Source organism: Serratia sp. M24T3 (genome assembly GCF_000257645.1).
In the GTDB taxonomy this organism is placed as follows: Bacteria; Pseudomonadota; Gammaproteobacteria; order Enterobacterales; family Enterobacteriaceae; genus Rouxiella.
This window is the reverse complement of the sequence record NZ_AJHJ01000003.1, coordinates 187,148-206,364: the sequence shown is the minus strand read 5'-3', so window position 1 is coordinate 206,364 and position 19,217 is coordinate 187,148. Positions and strand designations below refer to the sequence as shown.

Annotated in this window: 14 protein-coding genes; 8 read left to right on the top strand and 6 right to left on the bottom strand. The window is 48.3% G+C overall.

What is annotated here, in order from left to right:
- The first annotated feature begins 1 nt into the window (after position 1).
- Positions 2-1,153 carry an efflux RND transporter periplasmic adaptor subunit gene (locus SPM24T3_RS04260; protein ID WP_009635469.1) on the top strand — a complete coding sequence of 384 codons (1,152 nt, stop codon included), beginning with the start codon at positions 2-4 and terminating at the stop codon, positions 1,151-1,153.
- Positions 1,150-4,221 (top strand): efflux RND transporter permease subunit, encoded by a 3,072-nt coding sequence (locus SPM24T3_RS04255; protein ID WP_009635468.1) that lies wholly within the window; start codon positions 1,150-1,152, stop codon positions 4,219-4,221. Before SPM24T3_RS04260 ends, SPM24T3_RS04255 begins: the two co-directional genes overlap by 4 nt.
- A gap of 6 nt (positions 4,222-4,227) precedes the next feature.
- On the opposite strand, the gene treY is transcribed toward SPM24T3_RS04255, so the two are convergent.
- The 3 genes from treY to SPM24T3_RS04240 all read right to left on the bottom strand — a co-directional run bounded on the left by treY (position 4,228) and on the right by SPM24T3_RS04240 (position 9,077).
- The gene (gene treY / locus SPM24T3_RS04250) at positions 4,228-6,762 is read right to left on the bottom strand and encodes a malto-oligosyltrehalose synthase (RefSeq protein WP_009635467.1); all 2,535 of its coding nucleotides are present in this window, start codon (positions 6,760-6,762) and stop codon (positions 4,228-4,230) included.
- Positions 6,759-8,546, bottom strand: a complete 1,788-nt coding sequence (gene treZ / locus SPM24T3_RS04245) for a malto-oligosyltrehalose trehalohydrolase (RefSeq protein ID WP_037377518.1) — start codon at positions 8,544-8,546, stop codon at positions 6,759-6,761. Before treZ ends, treY begins: the two co-directional genes overlap by 4 nt.
- A 312-nt stretch (positions 8,547-8,858) precedes the next feature.
- On the bottom strand, positions 8,859-9,077 hold the full coding sequence (locus tag SPM24T3_RS04240) for a hypothetical protein (RefSeq protein ID WP_037377515.1): 219 nt from the start codon (positions 9,075-9,077) through the stop codon (positions 8,859-8,861).
- Between the two features lie 354 nt (positions 9,078-9,431).
- Here SPM24T3_RS04240 and SPM24T3_RS04235 point away from each other — a divergent pair, with 354 nt between their 5' ends.
- Both SPM24T3_RS04235 and SPM24T3_RS04230 read left to right on the top strand, forming a co-directional pair.
- On the top strand, positions 9,432-9,746 hold the full coding sequence (locus tag SPM24T3_RS04235; protein ID WP_037377512.1) for a hypothetical protein: 315 nt from the start codon (positions 9,432-9,434) through the stop codon (positions 9,744-9,746).
- 468 nt (positions 9,747-10,214) lie between these two features.
- A complete protein-coding gene (locus tag SPM24T3_RS04230) occupies positions 10,215-10,901 on the top strand; it encodes a S24 family peptidase (protein WP_009635463.1) in 687 nt (228 codons plus the stop codon).
- Between the two features lie 138 nt (positions 10,902-11,039).
- Here the strand turns inward: SPM24T3_RS04230 and SPM24T3_RS04225 are convergent, their stop codons facing one another.
- Positions 11,040-11,984: a LysR family transcriptional regulator gene (locus SPM24T3_RS04225; RefSeq protein ID WP_009635462.1), complete on the bottom strand. Its 945-nt coding sequence runs from the start codon at positions 11,982-11,984 to the stop codon at positions 11,040-11,042.
- Positions 11,985-12,149: 165 nt separating this feature from the next.
- On the opposite strand from SPM24T3_RS04225, the gene SPM24T3_RS04220 reads away from it, so the two are divergent.
- Complete coding sequence (locus tag SPM24T3_RS04220) at positions 12,150-13,016, top strand: NmrA family NAD(P)-binding protein (protein ID WP_009635461.1); 867 nt, start codon at positions 12,150-12,152, stop codon at positions 13,014-13,016.
- 13 nt (positions 13,017-13,029) lie between these two features.
- On the opposite strand, the gene SPM24T3_RS04215 is transcribed toward SPM24T3_RS04220, so the two are convergent.
- A complete protein-coding gene (locus tag SPM24T3_RS04215) occupies positions 13,030-13,482 on the bottom strand; it encodes a GNAT family N-acetyltransferase (RefSeq protein WP_009635460.1) in 453 nt (150 codons plus the stop codon).
- A 98-nt stretch (positions 13,483-13,580) separates the two neighbouring features.
- The gene (locus SPM24T3_RS04210; protein ID WP_009635459.1) at positions 13,581-14,219 is read right to left on the bottom strand and encodes an NAD(P)H-dependent oxidoreductase; all 639 of its coding nucleotides are present in this window, start codon (positions 14,217-14,219) and stop codon (positions 13,581-13,583) included.
- Between the two features lie 992 nt (positions 14,220-15,211).
- Here SPM24T3_RS04210 and fimA point away from each other — a divergent pair.
- From fimA to fimD, 3 genes are all read left to right on the top strand, one after another.
- Entirely contained in the window at positions 15,212-15,781 is a 570-nt protein-coding gene (fimA, locus tag SPM24T3_RS04205; protein WP_009635458.1) for a type 1 fimbrial major subunit FimA, read from the top strand.
- Positions 15,782-15,879: 98 nt separating this feature from the next.
- On the top strand, positions 15,880-16,566 hold the full coding sequence (locus SPM24T3_RS04200) for a fimbria/pilus periplasmic chaperone (RefSeq protein ID WP_009635457.1): 687 nt from the start codon (positions 15,880-15,882) through the stop codon (positions 16,564-16,566).
- A 21-nt stretch (positions 16,567-16,587) separates the two neighbouring features.
- On the top strand, positions 16,588-19,203 hold the full coding sequence (fimD, locus tag SPM24T3_RS04195; protein WP_009635456.1) for an outer membrane usher protein FimD: 2,616 nt from the start codon (positions 16,588-16,590) through the stop codon (positions 19,201-19,203).
- Positions 19,204-19,217: the final 14 nt, after the last annotated feature.

The window sequence follows — 19,217 nt, the reverse complement described above, 5'->3', positions numbered from 1 at the left end:
CGTGTCTAAAACTTACGGTAAATCCAGGCGTCGTGGCTACCTAGCGTTGGCCGCCGTGGTAGTCGCTATTGCTGCCGCCCTTTATTTAAGCCAGACGCGCACCGCCTCTGCGAAAGTCACTAAAAATTCACCGATCCCAATCGGCATACAAAGCGTGCAGGTACAAAACCTGCCGATATCTATCTCCGAAATAGGCAACGTGCAGGCGCTGAATACGGTGAATGTCAAAGTACGGGCCGATGGGGAATTGCAGCAGGTTTATTTCAAGGAAGGACAATGGGTTCACGCCGGAGATTTACTGGCACAGGTCGATCCCAAGGTTTATCAAGCGCAGGTTTTACTGTCGAAGGCCACCATGGAGAAAGATCAGGCTCAGTTGGCCAGCACCATGGTGGATTACACACGTGCCCGCAAACTGGCCGCGGCGGGGGCAGGCCCGACGCAAAACGTAGATACGCTCAAGGCTCAGGTTGCAGCCCTGAAAGCAGCAATTGATGGCGACAAGGCAAATTTGGATATCGCCCAGTTGCAGCTGGGCTACACGCGGATCACCGCGCCAATCTCCGGCCATGCTGGCCAGCGGCAGATTGATGCGGGTTCAATTGTGCACGGTTCCGATGCCAACGGGCTGGTCACACTGACGCAGATGAACCCAATTTCGGTAGCATTTTCCGTGCCGCAGGGCGAACTGCCCGCCATTCTCAAGGCCAACGCCAATGCGCCATTAACGGTAATTGCCCTGACTCGTGATGCTACCCAGCAAATCGCCCATGGCAGATTGTCATTTATTGACAGTCAGGTCGCTACCGACAGCGGACAGATTCAGTTAAAAGCCAACTTTACCAATGATAACAATGCCCTATGGCCAGGGCAGTTAATCAGCGTCAAACTCATTGAAGGTGAAATTCCGCATGCTCTGGTGGTCCCGGTTTCAGCGGTGCAGCAGGGCCAGCAAGGCAACTATGTTTACGCGGTTAAAGCCGATAACACGGTTGCCGTGCAGTGGGTTAAAACCGGTGAGACTGTCGATAACAGACAACAGATTGTCGAGGGATTACAGCCCGGCCAGCGAGTGGCGACCAGCGGACAATTCCGACTGGCCAGCGGCGATAAAGTCAGCGCCCTGCCGCCGGTTACAGGAGCAAGGCCATGAATCTGTTTGAGCTGTTTATCCGCCGCCATATAGGCACGACTCTGGTCGCGATAGGCGTCATGCTGCTAGGTATCGTGGCCTATTTTATGCTGCCGGTGGCACCGCTGCCACAGGTGGATTTCCCGACCATTCAGGTCTCTGCCAACCTGCCGGGCGCCAGCGCCGAGACCATGGCGACTTCGGTGGCAACGCCGCTGGAAAAGGCGCTGGCCGCCGTTCCTGACGTTACCTCAATGACCTCTTCCAGTTCACTCGGCGTCACGCAGATTGCGCTGCAAATGGATCTCGACCGCGATATCAATGCAGCGGTGCAGGATGTGCAAACGGCGATGACTGCCGCCAACGGTTCATTGCCGAAAGATATGCCAAATCCGCCGACTCTGCGTAAAGTCAATCCGGCGGAAGCAACGCTTATCTCGCTGGCGCTGACTTCCCAGGAACATACCCTTCCGCAGTTGGATGAATACGCAGAGCATTATCTGGGGCAGCAGATTTCGCAAATGCCCGGCGTCGGGCTGGTAGACTTTCATGGTCAACAGCATCCGGCGGTGCGTATCCAGATTGACCCGGACGCTCTGGCGTCACACGGCATGACCCTCGAGGACGTGCGCAGTATTGTCGGTATCAGCACGGTCGATATGCCCAAGGGTAATATCAGCGGACCCGATCGCAACATGGTACTTAATAGTACCGATCAGCTGCTGAAAACTTCGCAATATAATAATCTGGTCGTGGCCTATAAAAATGGCATGCCAATTCGCCTTGGCGATCTGGGTAAAGTTATTGATTCTTCGGAAGATACTCATGAAGCAGCCTATTATGAGAATCAGCCTTCGGTGATCCTCGATGTGCACAAGCAGGCAGGTTTTAACGTGGTGGAGACAGTCAACGCCATCAAGGCCAGCCTGCCGCGACTGACCTCGTCACTGCCAAAAGATGTGACCGTTAATGTTGTCGGCGATCGAACGCAAACCATTAATGCATCAATCAAAGACGTGCAGTTGACTTTGCTGTTGTCGATTGTGCTGGTGGTGATGGTGATTTTCATTTTCCTGCGCAATGTTACCGCCACGCTGATCCCATCGATTACCATTCCGCTGTCTTTACTGGCCACTTTTGCCGTGATGTATCTGCTGGGTTATAGCCTCGATAATCTGTCAGTAATGGCGCTGTCCATCGCGGTGGGATTCGTAGTCGATGACGCCGTGGTGGTAATGGAAAATATCTATCGTCATATGGAAATGGGCAAATCGCCTTTCCAGGCTTCAATTGATGGCGTGCGCGAGGTTGGTTTTACCATTGTCTCAATGACCCTGTCGCTGATTACCGTGTTCGTGCCGATCCTTCTCATGGGCGGGATAGTCGGCAGGCTGTTCCGCGAATTTGCCGTCACCATCAGCATTGCCGTACTGATGTCTGGGGTAGTTGCGTTGACGGTTATCCCAATGCTCAGCGCACGCGTGCTGAAACCACACTCCTCAGAACATCACGGCCGCTTTTTCACATTCACTGAAAGAATGTTCGACCATTGTCAATCGAGTTATCGCCGCGGGCTGGATTGGGTGCTGGGTCATCAGCGGATTACTTTAGCGGTGACGGTAATGACCGTAGTGCTCACCGCAGTACTGTATATCACTATTCCAAAAGGATTTTTCCCTTCACAAGATACCGGCATCATCACCGGTGTGGCACAGGCGGCACCCGACGTCGGCTTTGACCAGATGCGTTATCAGGTCGGCCAGCTGGCTCGCATCGCCGAGGCAGATCCGGCAGTACAAAATGTTCGTTATTGGGTCGGCGCCAATCCCACGTTGAGTCAGGGGCACGTTATCATCAGCCTCAAGCCTTTCTCTCTGCGCCATGATAATGCCGCCACGGTGATTGCCAGACTCAATAAACAGACCAAAAGCGTGCCAGGCATCGTGCTTTATATGCAAGCCCAGCAGGATATTCAGATCGGTGCGCGCGTCAGCAAAACGCAATATCAGTACACACTGCAATCCGCCGACAGCACCGAGCTGAGTCACTGGTCAGGCATTTTGCTGGCCAAACTCAAACAGCTGCCGCAGTTGACCGATGTCACTTCCGATCAACAGTCATTGGCGCCGCAAACCACGCTGGTTATCGATAGACAAATTGCCTCGCGTCTCGGAGTCAGCGCGCAGGATATCGATAACGTACTTTACGACTCTTTCGGTCAACGCCAGATTGCCACTATGTATACGCAAATCGATCAGGATCACGTGATCCTCGAGCTAGACCCGCACTGGCAGGAAAATGCCGACAGCCTTAAACATCTATACGTGCGTTCGAGCCTGCACTCGAATCTGGTTTCAATGAGCGTGCTCGGGCATTTTACCGATAGTCTGGCACCGATTACCGTCAACCATCAGGGGCCATTCCCTGCTGTGACGCTATCGTTTAACCTGGCACCGGGCCAGTCTCTTGGCAATGCCGTCACTGCCATTCAGAATGCAACATTACTGTCCGGCCTACCTGATGACATCACCGCCAGCTTCCAGGGCGCGGCCCAATCCTTCCAGAGTTCACTCAAATCACAGCCGTGGCTGATTCTCTCCGCGATTCTGGCGGTCTATATTCTGTTAGGGGTGTTGTATGAAAATGCGATTCACCCGTTAACTATCATCTCTACCCTGCCCTCGGCCGGTATCGGAGCTTTGGCCGCGCTGATGCTAACCGGTCAGGATCTGTCTATCATGGGCATGATAGGTATTCTGCTGCTGGTCGGGATCGTGAAAAAAAATGCGATAATGATGGTCGATTTTGCGCTGGCGGCCGAAAAAAACGCGGGTATGTCGCCGCTCGAAGCCATTCGACAAGGCTGCTTATTACGCTTTCGACCGATAATGATGACCACCATGGCGGCGCTATTGGGGGCGGTGCCGCTGGCTTTAGGCACCGGTGCCGGGGCAGAACTTCGCCAACCGCTGGGGGTTGCGATTGTCGGCGGGCTGATCGTTTCTCAGGCGCTGACGCTGTTCACCACGCCAGTGGTCTACCTGTGGTTTAGCCGCTTAACCTCTGTTAACCCGCCCCGGCAGCCGTAATTTGCTTTACTCAGCGATAAGTATTCGCGGTATATAGCTATCCAGGTTTTCCATTTTGATGCGATGGGTCAGGGAAAACCTGCTGCCACTCAAAATATCGCGATAATGGCGATTGGCGAGCTGTGTTGGCAAGACGATCTCAGTCATTGTCCCGCTTTGCATGGGGGGTTGAGCAAGGTCAGTCAGCTGCGGGTCGAAGACTAAACGCGGTGCGATAACGATTAACGCATCGGCGGCGTGGTGGCGAGCAAAGGCAACCCACTTACCCGCATTCTCTCCGCTGGCAAGCAGCGGCAAATAGTCGCCGTGGCGAAACAGAGCCGGTTTTTCAAGGCGTAAATGCAACCCCCTGGCGATCGCCTGCTGCTTAACCTGCCCGATTAGCCAACTCTGTTGCGAGTCGAAAACCGAATCCTCTCCGCTTTCCAACAGCCTTGCCATGGCTGCGAAGTCAGGTTCACGCCGGTTATCAGGATCGACAAGGCTAAAGTTCAGCGCCTCGCTGCCCTGATAAATATCCGGGACGCCTGGTGCCGTCAGTTTGATAACAGTTTGAGTTAAACTGTTCACCAAACCCGCGAGAACGAACGGTTGTATCGAGGCGGTAAAATCTTCTAAAAAGGCCCGATTATCCAGCGCGAACAGATGACGAATGTAGTCATTCACTGCTTCTTCGAAGATTTCGTTGCTGTCGCTCCAGTTGGTACGCAGCTTGGCTTCGCGAACCGCCTTTTCTACAAAAGCCAGAAATCGCTGTTCAAGTTCCTCAAGCCCTTTATCGTCGTCTAGTTGCAGCGTGGTTGGCCAAACGCCGGTCAATGCCTGATACAGCATCCACGCACCCGCCGGTTTTGGAGCTGGACCATCTTCAAGCACCGAGACTTCCGACTGATTCATTTTACGCCAACGCGTAACGCATTCGGCCCAAAGCTCAGGAGCTTCAGTCAGCGAATAAAGCCGCGCACGGGCATCTTCACCGCGTTTGGTATCATGGGTCGAGGTGCTGGAAATCGCATCAGGCTGCTGTTGCAGTCGGATCTTCATATCCTCATGAAAGCGTTCCAAAGAGAAGTGACGCGGTAACGGTTCGGCACCAACTTCGTTCAACGCCAGCGCCATGTGATGACGGAAGAACAGCGTATCTTCAACTGACTTAGCCATCAGCGGCCCGGTAAGCTGCTGGAAGCGAGTGCGGAAAACGTTCGCTTCGCGGGAGGCTTTATCCGCGACTGTGCCATTCAAAACGCGGATCAAAAAGTCCAGCGATTCGCTGTCGACAGCATGGGGACCTTCTTTTAGTTCTGATGCCAGTTTTTGCAATAGCTGCTGGCCCTCGACGGGCAACCCGCTGTCCGTGCCATAGGTGCGATAAACCGGGAAAGCCGTCAACAGTTCTCGCAGGGCGAGGCGAATAGCTTGCTCGCTGAACTTTCGCTGTTCATTTTCAGCAATCAACCAGGCAAGCCGTAAAAGCGTAGTAAATTCGCCCTCAAAATTTCTATCGACCATCAAAAGCTTGGCCGACCGCAGTTCAGCTTCCATATTTACTGGTTTGCCGACCACGCGATCGTACGCCGCGCTGAGGGCCTTAATTTGATTGCCATCGACCAATACGTCAGAAAGCGAGGCAATGAATTCATAGCCAGTGGTGCCCGAAACAGGCCAATCTGCTGGAATGTGCTCACCGTCACCAAGGATCTTTTCAATAGTTAGATAGCAATCTTCTCCTGCTTGCTGGCGAAGCAGCTCAAGATAACCTTTCGGGTCGGCAAGCCCGTCAACGTGGTCAATCCGTAAGCCATCCACCGCGCCAGAATGTACCAGTTCGAGGATTAACCGATGGGTATCATCAAAAACTGCTCGCTCTTCGACACGAATGCCCACTAAACCCGTTATCTCGAAAAATCGCCGGTAAGACAGCTCGCGCGGGGCGTCGCGCCAGCACATCAGTCGCCACGGCTGCCGTTGGTGCAATTCGGCAATGGCGGTCTTATCGCTGAGTTGCAGAACTTGCTGTTCGCGGCTTCGCCAACTTTCAGGAGTCAGTGGATAAAAACTTTCGAAATAGGCCAGCGTAGGTTTTCCGGTTTCCGGATCAGCCTTGATGGATATTTCACCGTTTTCCAACGCGACCTCAAAAGTATCGCCAAGAAATGGCAGTGTCAGACGGCGCGACCAGTCGATATCAAAATGGCCAGCATAACGGCTGTTTTCCCCATGCTCGATAACATCCCGCCACCAGGCATTCTCCAGCGAAGCTGCCATGTGATTTGGCACAATATCAAGGATCAGGCCAAGACCCGCACTTTTCAATGCCTTTACCAAGCGGTCAAAACCGGCTCTACCGCCAATCGTGGGCTCAATTTCGTTGGCATCGGTGACATCGTAGCCGTGCGTCGAGTCCGAGGTCGCGGTGAAAATCGGAGAAGCATACAGATGGCTGATCCCAAGACGCTTGAGATAAGGCACCAAAGCAGCCGCGCGGTCAAAGGTCATACCGTTGCGAAACTGAATACGATAAGTTGACGTTGGAATGCTCATTTTTCAGTTTCCTGAACCAGCCGGACAATAATTGAATTCTGCGGCAACGTATTGCCCGCAGTGGGTAAGGCAAAAATGGTTTCGCCAGGAAGATCCACCAATGGTTGCGTATTTTCGCCGATGTTCAACGCAATCGACAGCGTGCCTTTAGGGAAAGTCCAGCTGACGGCGAGGAACCCCTCTGCCGTTTTCACCACCCTACCCGCGTTGCCACCGGCGCTCGAAAGCAGCGGGACGATATATCTGCGCCGCAGGGTGAGCAGCTCGCGAGTCAGAGCAAGCCATTGCTTACCGTCGGGGGAGTCCGTTTTTTGCCAGTCAAGTCTGGACATTTCAAAGGTTTTTCTGGCATTGGGGTCGGGCACCGTTTCACCTTCAAATCCGCTATGGCCCTGGAATTCTTTCGCACGGCCCTCACGCACCGCCTTGGCAAGATCGCCGTGAAAATCGGTAAAGAACAGAAAAGGATTTGTCTCGCCGTACTCTTCGCCCATAAACAGCAGCGGGATATGCGGTGATAAAAGCAGAGTGGCAAGCAGGACCTGAGTTCGCGCGGCTCCCGCCAGTTCAATCAGTCTTTCACCGTGAGCGCGGTTACCAATTTGATCATGATTTTGAATGAAATCTACAAAAAACAGCGGCGACTGGCTGGCGCTACTGACGCCACGTTTCTCTCCCGTCTGCGGCGAGACTTCCCCTTGATAAGCAAACCCTTCTGCCAACGCGCGGGCAACCAGGTTTTCAGGCTGTCTGGCGAAATCCTGATAATAAGCCTGAGTTTCACCGGTGGCAAAAACGTGAACGGCATTGTGGAAATCATCATTCCATTCGCCGGTAAACAGCGGCACTGAACCATCTTCACGACGCGGATGCAAAAAAGTCACGTTGCGGCTGTCTTCAGTGGTCAGATGGATTGGCCGGTCAGTAATTTCTGAGCGGATCCTCTCGGCAATCTCGATCAACACGTGTTTTTCAGAAAGATCTTCAATCTGATCGATAGCATCAAAGCGCAGGCCGTCGAGATTAAACTCCTGCAACCAGTAAAGCGGCGCTTCGACAATATAACGCCTGGCGGCATCAACGTCGTAAGCAATGCCCGCCCCCCAAGGCGTCAGCCGTTCCTGATGGAAGAATTCGGGCGACAGCAATGGCAAATAATTACCCTCGGGGCCGAAGTGGTTGAGCACAATATCCAGCACCACTGACAGGCCCAAACCGTGTGCGCTGTCGATAAAAGCCTTGAAATCATCCGGTGTGCCGTAGGCTGAATGTGGAGCATAAAGCAGCACACCGTCATACCCCCAACCTCGGTTACCGCCAAATTGTGAAACCGGCAGAATCTCTAGCATGGTAATACCCAGCTCGGCAAGATAAGGCAGTTTCTCGATGGCTGCTTTAAAGGTGCCTTCTGGCGTAAAGGTACCCATATGCATCTCGTAAACGACTGTTTCATCCCAGGAACGACCTTGCCATTGTGCATGCTGCCATTGATAGCGGTTAGGATCGACCACCAGCGAAGGGCCGAATACCTCCTCCTGCTGGGCGCGAGAGGCAGGATCCGGAAGCAGCGTTCCATCGGCAAGCAGAAAGTTATAGGCCGCTCCGGGTTTAACGTTGGCAACCTCTTGCTCGAACCAGCCATCACCGGTCGGCTTCATCTCAGCATCCAGATGCCCCAGTCTAAGTGAAACCCTTTCCTGCCCATTCGCCCAAACTCGAAATCTCACGGTGTCGGCGTTGACGTATTCCGCACCCCAACTTTTAAGAAATGACTTGGAACCCATTCAATTGCCTCATTAATCCAAAAGTGAACAATAGGCAGCTTCTCGTGATAACTCCCTCGCCAAGGTAAGCTGCTTCTAAAGGGTGAAATTTAGGATCTAGAAAATAATCATAGTCTATGATCAAGGCATTGATGGACTACGGAGGTTGGGCAATGTACTAAGGAAGAGTAGAATTTGGCAGGGGGAACGGGGCAAGACAAAGTAAAGTTAACAAAAAGGTAATGCGGAATTTGATAATTATTTTTTGAATTAATCCCTTTATCCCCACCGGAAGACAACCTGTGATAATACCAGGCGGGGCGAGTTCAAGAGTCAGTTCATTTTATCGGCGATCAGTCGTAAAGCCTCGAGGCAATGTTTCTTTAAACCGGGATCAGTGGCTTCATTTGCCTGATGCATCAGCATGGCAGCAATTTCTTGTAGGTATATCGGCTTGCCCGCTATAATCAAAGACGATACTACACGACCTATAACAGCCTGGACATCCTCTGAACTTGCTGTTCTTTCATCGTTCAATTGTTTTCCCTCCACTCCTATCCTTTGTTTCACCTTTAGTTTAACTCTTTATTAGTGTAAACAACAGATAGCCATTAATTAGACGCCTACGATTAATCCGCGACATGAATAATTATGATGATTTAATCACCACCTCGTTAACTTAAGTTAACAAGAATCTCCTGGCAGGAAATTTATTCAGTAAAAATTAAATGGGGAATCAAAAATAAACTTTAAATCAATGATTTTATTGATATTATTCATTACGCGCTTCTTCTGAAATATTATATTACTCAGATTTTACTCGTTTCTGATTGCATAAGACTGTAATTGCACAAGAATTCCATACTATAATGAAGCCGTGGTTATAGCGTAGAAACCAGAAATGATTTGGAGGCAACATTGATAATTTCTGATGAAGTGAAGGGTAATAGCTTGATTGGTGAAGCCACGATCAACCTTATCTTCAACAGGGAAGAAGTGACTCTTAACACACTTTTAATTCAGTTAGAATTCATTGCTGAAAAAGAACCGGGGTTAGATAAACGACTAATGATTAATGAGGTTCGTCGCTGGCTAATGAGTTACTTTAGCAAGGAAACCTTTTCAGTAGATAAATCTAACTGGCTTGAAAGTGCGCTTGCCGAAAATGGGGAGAGTAACAGTCTGCCCCCAATACATTCAGTTTCTAGCCTAGACGACTAATGACCTATTAGAACGATGACTTGTTGATTAGGGTACGCTATTTCAGTGTTGACTAGACCATTAAGCGAATTGTTTTTTTGCTGACTTTAATTTAAAAACTTATTGTTCCTGGAACGAGAACACCTAAGCTTGCTTATGAATAGAACACATTCGGAATAATGTTAAAAAAAAGGATCGGTTAATTAAAATTTATGATACCAACAAGTTATGAAATGGACGCATAAATTAACTATCCTATTGAAATAATTAACATTTTATCTTTAGCTGTAGGATTGCATGCCTCTTGCATCTCTCACATTCAGCAATGTTGCTAAGCTATTCTCCAAGAAATTTTACATTAGTGAAAAAAAGATTTTCAAACTCACTTTTTGCTAAGTAAATTTGATATAACTATATTTCGTCTTATTATTTTTATTGCCGCAAGACTAAAATGGTTTTCAGAATAGTTAAACTACGTGAGATTGGAAGATGGATAAGAAACAACGAGACATTATGGCGGGGCGTTTTATTATTGACGGGTCAATTGGCGATCGTATTCAAGCACTAAGGAAAGAGCTTCAACTCACCCAAAGGGATCTTGCTAAGCTGCTACGTGTTTCTCATGTCACCATATCTCAGTGGGAAAATTCGGAAAGCGAGCCCAAAGGAGGCAACCTTATCTCGCTGAGTTTTGCCTTGAACTGTTCTCCAACACATTTAATGTATGGTATTGATTTTGATAAGGTTGATTCAGAAATTCAACCGAATACGCTGTGCATCAGATATCCGGTGTTAACTCATGCTCAGGCTGCAAATCTTGAAAAGCCTTTGGATGTTAACGCATTGAAAAACATTGATTTATGGTTTGAGTCTGATGCTCCGCTGCTTGGCGACGGATTCTGGACTCGTGTGAATAATGATTCGATGACGGCACCTCTGGGGCTCAGCATTCCTGAAGGAACCTATGCACTCTTTGACACTTGCCGCGAAGCAGTGAGCGGTGACCTGGTGATTGCAAAGTTAAGCGGCGCAAACGAAGCAACGTTTAAAAAGTATGTTGTGGATGCCGGGGAAAAATACTTGAAAGGCTTAAACCCTGCCTGGCCGATGTTTGTCATCAAGGATGATTATGAAATTATTGGTGTCGCCGTAGAGACCAAACTTCGACTGGTTTGAGTATTTGCCGCTGCTGTTGCACTACGTTTTGATGATTAGAACGTGATATCAAAGTATTCCGTACTCTAACAACAGGCACTGGTTTCGGCATAAAGCACTGTTTACTCTTTGATTCGGCCTGAGTGTTGACCTCAGGCCTTACTGCTGTTCAACAGGTTGAAATACAATCAATTTATCAGGTTTGGCCACCAGCAACCCGATGATGAAATCTATAAACGCCCGTACTTTTGCCGCGGGCAGGTGTCGTGACGGATACAGGGCGAAAAGTTGAAACTTCTCCCCCGTCCAATCGGTCATCAGCTCGACCAAATCTCCTTGCGCCAGTAACTCTTTCACTCCTTCAGCCTTCATCCTGGCAATCCCGGCACCCGCAAGGCAGGCCGCCAACAGAGTTTCAGATTCATTGACCAATAATCGACTTGAAATATCAGCCGTTACATTGTCACCTTTAGCTGAATAGACCCATTCCAGCGGCATGCCGGTCATTGAACTCCGCATCTGTATACAAGCATGGTGAATTAAATCGGCCGGGCTTTGTGGAACACCATGCCGCCGAACATAGTCGGCGGACGCCACGGTAACCGTTTGAGTTTCAAATAGTTTGCGGGCAATCAGTGAAGAAGATGGCGGCTGCCCAAATCGCACCGCGATATCAAAACCTTCCGCAACGATGTCACCTAATTGATCGCGCACCATTATCTCCAATGAGATGCCCGGGTATTTATTCAGAAACTCGTTAAGGTGCGGAGCCAGTATTCGCCGCGAAAAATAAGGATCGACGTTGACACGCAGCCGGCCATGCACCGCGGTCGATGCCCCCGATGCCAAACTTACCGCGTCGCTAATCCCCGCCAATAATGGACTAATTTCTTCATACAGCCTCCTGCCTTCGTCCGTTAAGGTCACAGCCCGCGTAGTGCGGTCGAACAGCCGAATACCGATGCTCGACTCAAGACGACTCACTGCTCGACTTACTCCGGAAGGCGACAGGCTTAGTGCTTCGGCCGCGCGTGCAAAGCTCCCGCTGTGGACTATCGCGGCTAATACATTGATGTTAGAAAGCAGTCGCCCGTCGAAGCTCATGATTTATTCCTGTAAAAGGTATTGATGCGTAAACGTCATTAAAGTTATGACCCGATGTGCATTCTGTCAACTAACAATCCTCTTTATACTTCCCATCACGGCTTACAGAAAGCAACAGCTTTACACCCTATCCATTCTAATATTCAGAAAGTAAGGAAAAAATAAATGTATGTAATAACAGGTATTACCGGGAAAGTCGGCGGCGTAGTTGCGCGTCAATTGCTTAAAGCAGGCAAACCCGTTCGTGCAGTGATCCGCGATGCTACAAAAGCGCCATTCTGGCAAAAGCTTGGATGTGAAATTGCCCTGGCGGATATGGCTGATGCAAAAGCGCTAGAGGCGGCTTTCCTGGGAGCAACCGCCGTGTTTATTCTCCCACCTTCAGATTTTGACCCTGAACCCGATTTCCCAGAGGCCAAAAAAGTTATCCTTGCCGTTTGTGATGCCCTCAAAGCCGCGAGGCCGCAAAAGGTCGTATGCCTGTCAACCATTGGGGCACAGGCTACGCAAAGCAATTTGCTGACTCAACGCACCCTTATGGAACAAGCTTTATCCGCCCTGGATTTGCCGATTGCGTTCCTGCGCCCCGGCTGGTTTATCGAAAATTCAGCCTTTGATCTCGATTCCGCGCGCAGTAATGGCGTGATCCACAGCTTCCTGCAACCATTGGATAAAACCGTTCCAATGGTGGCCACTGCGGATGTTGGCCGCGTCGCGGCTAATTTGTTACAGGAACAGTGGACGGGAAAACGTATTGTCGAACTCGAAGGGCCAGAGCGAATTTCCCCACACAATCTTGCCAATGCTTTCAGCAAAATTCTCGGGCGAACAGTTATTGCCGAGGCAGTGCCGAGAGAGAATTGGGAGTCTTTATTTCGTTCGCAAGGAGCAAAAAATCCTCAGCCACGCATGCGAATGATTGATGGCTTCAATGAGGAATGGATAACCTATCAAGGCGCACCGGCAGAAAGAATTATTGGCGAAGTCCCATTGATAACCGTTTTAAGTGAAATGGTTAACCCACAGCATTAATGGAAGCTGCCTGCTAGTTATCTAACCGGGAATAGTTTCTGATTTGGAAACCCGTTTTGTTTTGCTCGAACCCAGCGGCAAGATAAAAATTATGTACCGATTCAGACTGCGATCCGGTCAGTAGCATGACTTTATAGCACTCTGCACGCCATGCTGCCTCAACCGCAGCGCTCAGAAGCAACTTACCATACCCACGGTTACGGTAATTAGTCTGAGTCACCACGTTCTCGATCAAAGCGTAAGGAGCGCCGCCGCGAGTAAGATTAGGAATAACCACCAGCGTACAGGACGCAACGATCTCTTTATCCAGACAGCCGATGAAAATGTCACTACCTGGATAAGTTCGCAGCCGTTCCAATTTTAATTCAGCATCATGCAGTTCGGTGTCTGCATCGTTGGGATTAAGATGGCGATATAGCGCCATCAACTGGGGTAAGTCATGTTTTTCAACGCTGCGGATTTGCATATCAATATCCTGATTTAGTAAGGCAATACTCCCTCTAGAGAACTCATCTGAGAGGAGTATTGCCATTATTTTAAGGGGATAGCGAATTTATTAACCGATTATTTGATTTCAGTAATAAAGTTTTCGCGTGCGCGGCGCACCTTCTTCAGATTAACCAGCCAGTCCCCTTCTTCTGAGCGATAACCCAGCGGTAATATAATTACGCTACGCAAGTTTTTCGCTGAAAGACCCAGGATTTCATCGATTGCAGCGGGGTCAAAACCTTCCATCGGCGTGGCATCCACCCCTTCCGCCGCCGCAGCAATCATTGCCGAACCGAGGCCGATATAGGCCTGTCGTGCAGAGGCCTGATAGTTAGCTTCCTGACCACGTTCGGCTACGATGCCGAGCAGCATTTTGCGATAGTTTTCCCAACCTTCATTGACAGTACCGCGCACCTCGTTAGTGAGATCAAACATCATATTGACGCGTTCTGGAGTAATATTGTCCCAGGCGGCAAACACTAACAAGTGCGAACAATCAGTGATTTGCGCCTGATTCCAACTTACCGCTTTCATCTTTTCGCGAATTTCGTCGTTGGTGACCACCAGCAATTCAAACGGCTGTAAACCACTGGTTGTGGCCGTCAGGCGTACAGCCTCAAGAATGCGTTCCAACTTATCCACTGGCACTTTCCTGGATGAATTGTACTTTTTGGTGGCATAACGCCAGTTAAGCAAATCGATAATTTGGGTCATTATTTGTTTCCATATTGCAAAATAAATAAGTTTTGTCGGGTGCAATGTTGGCTTAGGGCCATATCACCCCGACCTATAGTAACCTCGCCAGCATTGTTTGTAGCATTTGTGATTTAGCAATTACTGCTTTGAGGGGGCAAAATGGCGCTAAAATAGTGAAGCTACAGGTATAATAATTTAATATTTATGCATATCCATGCAAATTAAATTGAAATTTCCAAGGCGACACTCTTTACGTTTATTACCCTCATTATTTTCAGCCTGATAAATAATGCCCCCTACCCTATTAGTAACCAATTATTAATGACCTCTAATATTACCGCTTGTTAAATATTACCTAACATGAAGGCTGATTTATTTTAACTGCAACATAAGTAAAAACTATAACCTGATTTACTATTTTGCCGCGAAATTAAATCGATCAAAATTCAATCAATCGTGATTATTTATAATACAGCTGACCAGTTAGTATCCGAAATTAATTATTTTACTAAACTAACGCTCTTTGACAATTTGTGCTTTTATTCCAAAGATTGTTATTAAAATGATCAGTTTTATATTAAATTGCCGCCTGCTTTTTGATAGACCCGTAACTAAGTTAAATTTTCATATTTTGAAACTGAAATCCGCTAAACAGTGATGAAATAAAACTGAGTCCTCACAGAGAATTTTTGTTGCTGTCGCGTCATTAAATATTGCTAGGTAAGCACTATAAATTATCGGCTAGTCATAGTGCTAGCGATTACTATAATTTTCATTTTTTTAAGATTTCTTTCCCGCTTATGATCAATAGCCATCGAGCATTCATCGTAAGATTTTTAATTATTTTGTTGCAGAGTCTGATTCGGCAACATGCGTAATTTTGGGAAGAAAATTTCCGGAAAATAATAAGCCTGGATGCCCAACTATCTCCGGTGATCTTTTTCGTTTATATGACTAGGTAAGGGATAAATCAGGTCAATTTGTATATATCACAGCTAGGATTCTTTAAGATGAAATACAAAACTATTGCACTTTCTGTTGTTGCTTCCCTTAGTCTGGTTGCAGTCTGTGCAAACGCGACAGCAGGCACTACAACAACAAATACCGTTAACGGTGGTACTGTCCATTTCACAGGTCAGTTTGTTAACGCAGCCTGTGCCGTGAGTACCGATACCGCAGATCAAACCATCAATTTAGGGCAATACAGAACTGCCTCGATTACCGCAGCGGGCCAAACTACTACCAATATTCCTTTTAACATCAAATTGGTTAACTGTGATACTACTGTAGCAACTGCTGCTTCAATCGCATTCACCGGCACTCCGGATGAAGACAACTCAACGCTGTTTGCTGTAAATGCCGGTGGAACCAATTCCACTGCAGCATCTGGCGTGGGTATACAGCTGTTGGACAGCGCCTCAAACGATTTGCCGCCTGATGGCACCACTTACTCTGTTGCCAAAACGCTGACCGATGGCGACAACACCATCCCGTTCACCGCACGCTACAAATCCACAGCAGCGACAGTGACTGCGGGTCAGGCAGATGCCGATGCGACCTTCGTGATTCAATATCAGTAGTTTGTAAGCACAAATAATAAATAATGGACTACGACGGCCTCAGGGAAGAGGCCTATTTCTCACTAGGCCAATGCATCAAAAGTTAATTGGGTATTCCAATGCACAACAAATTTAAATCAGCCCTCCTTCTGGCTGTCGGACTCTTATTAGCCCCTTTACAATCGTTCGCCGACGGCGGTATTGCCTTGGGCGCAACGCGAGTTATCTACCCTCAGGGCGCATCTCAGACTTCATTACCCATTTCCAACAGCAGCACAACACAGCGCTTCCTTATCAACAGCTGGATAGAAAATGCAAACGGTAAAAAAGATAGCAATTTTGTTGTTACGCCGCCGCTATTTGTCTCGGAAGCGAAAACCGAAAATACATTGCGTATCATCTATGCAGGGGCCGCGCTGCCCAAAGATAGAGAAACTTTGTTTTATTTGAATGTAAAAGCGATTCCGTCACTGGACAAAAATGAGACCGCAGGGAAAAACATTCTGCAACTTGCCATCCTGTCACGTATCAAGCTGTTTGTCCGGCCGGATAATCTGCCAACGCAGCCCACTGACGCACCACAAAAGCTAAAGTTTAACCGCACGGGAAATTCGGTTCAAATCTCTAATCCTACCCCGTATTACATTACCTTGGTGAATATCACTTCTGTCGGTAAAAAACCTCAAAACGTGATGGTCGCGCCAATGAACTCAGCAAATTTGGATATTGCTGGAAGCGAGATTACTTTTCAGTCGATTAATGACTATGGCGCATTAACACCGCCGCAAACTCGCGTGATTAAATAGCAAAAGTCAGGTCGGGAAGCTATGCGCGTTTCAAATAAAACCAAGTATTGCCGAATAAGGAAAATACATCCCGGGTATTTTTTCGCCTTAAGTCATATTGCCTGCTTATTACTTTGTATACGCTCGGCTTATGCCGATAGCTATTTTAACCCTGCTTTCCTATCAGCTGACTCCGCCTCGGTTGCCGACCTGACACGATTTGAACAAGGAAAACAGCAAGCGGGGATTTATCAGGTAGACATCTCGGTAAATAACCAGTTTGTAGCCACCAAGAATATGAAGTTTATAGATGCGGGGAGTGATTCGACTGAATCGTCAGGACAGGCAGGAGGCCTAACTCCCTGTCTCGATAAAGATTGGCTTAACACCTTGGGAGTTAATACCTCGGCAATCCCACAGCTGAATAAATATTCAACTGGAGAGTGTTTGCCAGTGCAAAAGCTCATCCCTGCGACTAACATTGATTACGATTTTGCTGATCAAAAACTAAAGCTGAGTTTTCCGCAAGCATGGTTGGCTAATCGCGCCCGTGGATACATTCCACCTTCTCAGTGGGATAACGGGATCCCTGCATTGCTGATCAATTACAGCTTATCGGCAGATAAAGGCACTACAGGTCAAAGTAATTTTCTTTCGTTGGGCAGTGGTTTAAATCTTGGAGCCTGGCGTTTGCGTAATAATAGCTCCTGGACCTATGACAGTTACAAAGGTTACACCAGTAATCAATGGTCAAATATTGATACTTATCTGGAGCGGGCAGTCATTGCTTTGAAAAGTGAGCTGGTGTTAGGTGAAAGCAATACCAGTAACGATATTTATGACAGCGTCGGTTTTCAAGGCATTCGTTTATACAGTGACGAATCCATGTATCCAGATAGTCTTCAAGGATTTGCGCCAACAATACATGGCATTGCCAATAGCCGTTCAAAAGTTGTCATCAGGCAAAACGGCTATGTTATTTATCAAACCTATGTCTCATCAGGCCCTTTTACCATTAATGACCTGAACCCGACATCTTCCAGTGGCGATCTCACCGTTTCGGTGCAGGGAACCAACGGCTCCTCTCAGACTTTTGTTATTCCTTATTCCACCCTTCCTGTGCTACAGCGCACCGGCCGCATAAAATACGACTTAATTGTCGGTAATTTTCGCAGCGGCAGCGACGATCAGAACGATCCGTTTTTTGCTCAAGGCACGGCTATTTATGGCTTTGGTCAAGGAATGACAGTTTATGGCGGAACACAGCTGGCTGCAAAATATCAGGCATTTACCGGTGGAGTCGGTAAAAACTTGGGGGATCTTGGCGCGATTTCACTGGACGTAACCCAGGCAGCAAGCACCCTGTCAGACGGCAGTCATTATCGCGGTCAGTCCGCGCATGTTGCCTACGCCAAGTCACATATCCAGTCAGGCACGACTTTTCAGTTTGCAGGCTATCGCTATTCTAGCCAAGGTTTTTATACCCTTGACGATGTGGCTTATAAAGATACCGAAGGCTATCAATACGGCTTAAAAGATGATGGCTACGGCAACGAGGTCTATACCGCCACCTCTTACCACAATCTAGGTTATGCGAAAAAAACCCGCCTACAGATTAATATTAACCAGAGCCTTGGTCAGTATGGCTCAATGTATGCCTCAATTAGTGAACAGAGCTACTGGGGAATGAGCGCGGAAAACAAAACCTACCAACTCGGTTATTCCAATTCCTGGCACAGTATTAATTATACTTTGAGCCTGTCTTCTACCGAATCGGTGGGGATATCTGATACCGATCATGTTGCTTCGGTTAATTTGTCGATTCCTGTCAGTGCTCTTCTGGGACATCAATATTCAGGCAGCACCCGCGTCGCGGACAGAATGTACATCACCAGCAATGCTTCGCATAATTCAGATGGTACCGATTCCTTACAGTCAGGCGTTAGCGGAACTCTGCTTCGGGACAGCAATTTAAGCTACAGCCTGATGCAGGGACAAAGCTCCACTAATGGCGAATCCGGCAATGCCAACGCCCAGCTTCAAGGTGCCTATGGCACTGGAGCTTTGGGATACAGCTATGCGCCAGGTACACATGATTACACCTTGCAGCTTTCTGGCGGAATGGTTGCACACCAGAATGGCATTACTCTCAGCCAACCACTGGGCGAAACCAATATTCTTGTCAAAGCTCCTGGCGCAGCCGGAGTCAGCGTGGAGAATAAAACTGGCGTCGCTACTGATTTTCGTGGTTATACCGTTGTTCCTTACGCTGACATTTACCGCCTGAATCGTATCGCGCTGGATACCGATACCATGAATTCGCAGACCGATATCACAGACAATGTAAAAAATGTGGTACCAACCCGAGGAGCATTGGTGTTGTCCAGCTTTGACACTCATATCGGGGTGCGCGCATTAATTACCCTGAATCATAATAATCATCCCATTCCCTTCGGAGCCTCGGTTCAGGAAGTCGGTTCTGACTCATCAAGTATTGTAGGAGATGATGGGCAGGCATATTTAAGCGGGATGCCGCAAAGCGGAAAATTAAAGGTGCAGTGGGGACCAACTGATAATGAGAGCTGTACTGCAAGCTATGATATTCCCCAAGTAAGTAAAAAAACTCCAATTTATAACCTTACCGAGCTTTGCCGTTAATTTTATATTCATTG

Coding starts and splice junctions, on each gene's coding strand:
- SPM24T3_RS04225 (WP_009635462.1), bottom strand. CDS start 11,984: ATGAGCTTCGACGGGCGACTGCTTTCTAACATCAATGTATTAGCCGCG.
- SPM24T3_RS04220 (WP_009635461.1), top strand. CDS start 12,150: ATGTATGTAATAACAGGTATTACCGGGAAAGTCGGCGGCGTAGTTGCG.
- SPM24T3_RS04215 (WP_009635460.1), bottom strand. CDS start 13,482: ATGCAAATCCGCAGCGTTGAAAAACATGACTTACCCCAGTTGATGGCG.
- SPM24T3_RS04210 (WP_009635459.1), bottom strand. CDS start 14,219: ATGACCCAAATTATCGATTTGCTTAACTGGCGTTATGCCACCAAAAAG.
- treZ (WP_037377518.1), bottom strand. CDS start 8,546: ATGGGTTCCAAGTCATTTCTTAAAAGTTGGGGTGCGGAATACGTCAAC.
- SPM24T3_RS04230 (WP_009635463.1), top strand. CDS start 10,215: ATGGATAAGAAACAACGAGACATTATGGCGGGGCGTTTTATTATTGAC.
- fimD (WP_009635456.1), top strand. CDS start 16,588: ATGCGCGTTTCAAATAAAACCAAGTATTGCCGAATAAGGAAAATACAT.
- SPM24T3_RS04255 (WP_009635468.1), top strand. CDS start 1,150: ATGAATCTGTTTGAGCTGTTTATCCGCCGCCATATAGGCACGACTCTG.
- SPM24T3_RS04200 (WP_009635457.1), top strand. CDS start 15,880: ATGCACAACAAATTTAAATCAGCCCTCCTTCTGGCTGTCGGACTCTTA.
- treY (WP_009635467.1), bottom strand. CDS start 6,762: ATGAGCATTCCAACGTCAACTTATCGTATTCAGTTTCGCAACGGTATG.
- fimA (WP_009635458.1), top strand. CDS start 15,212: ATGAAATACAAAACTATTGCACTTTCTGTTGTTGCTTCCCTTAGTCTG.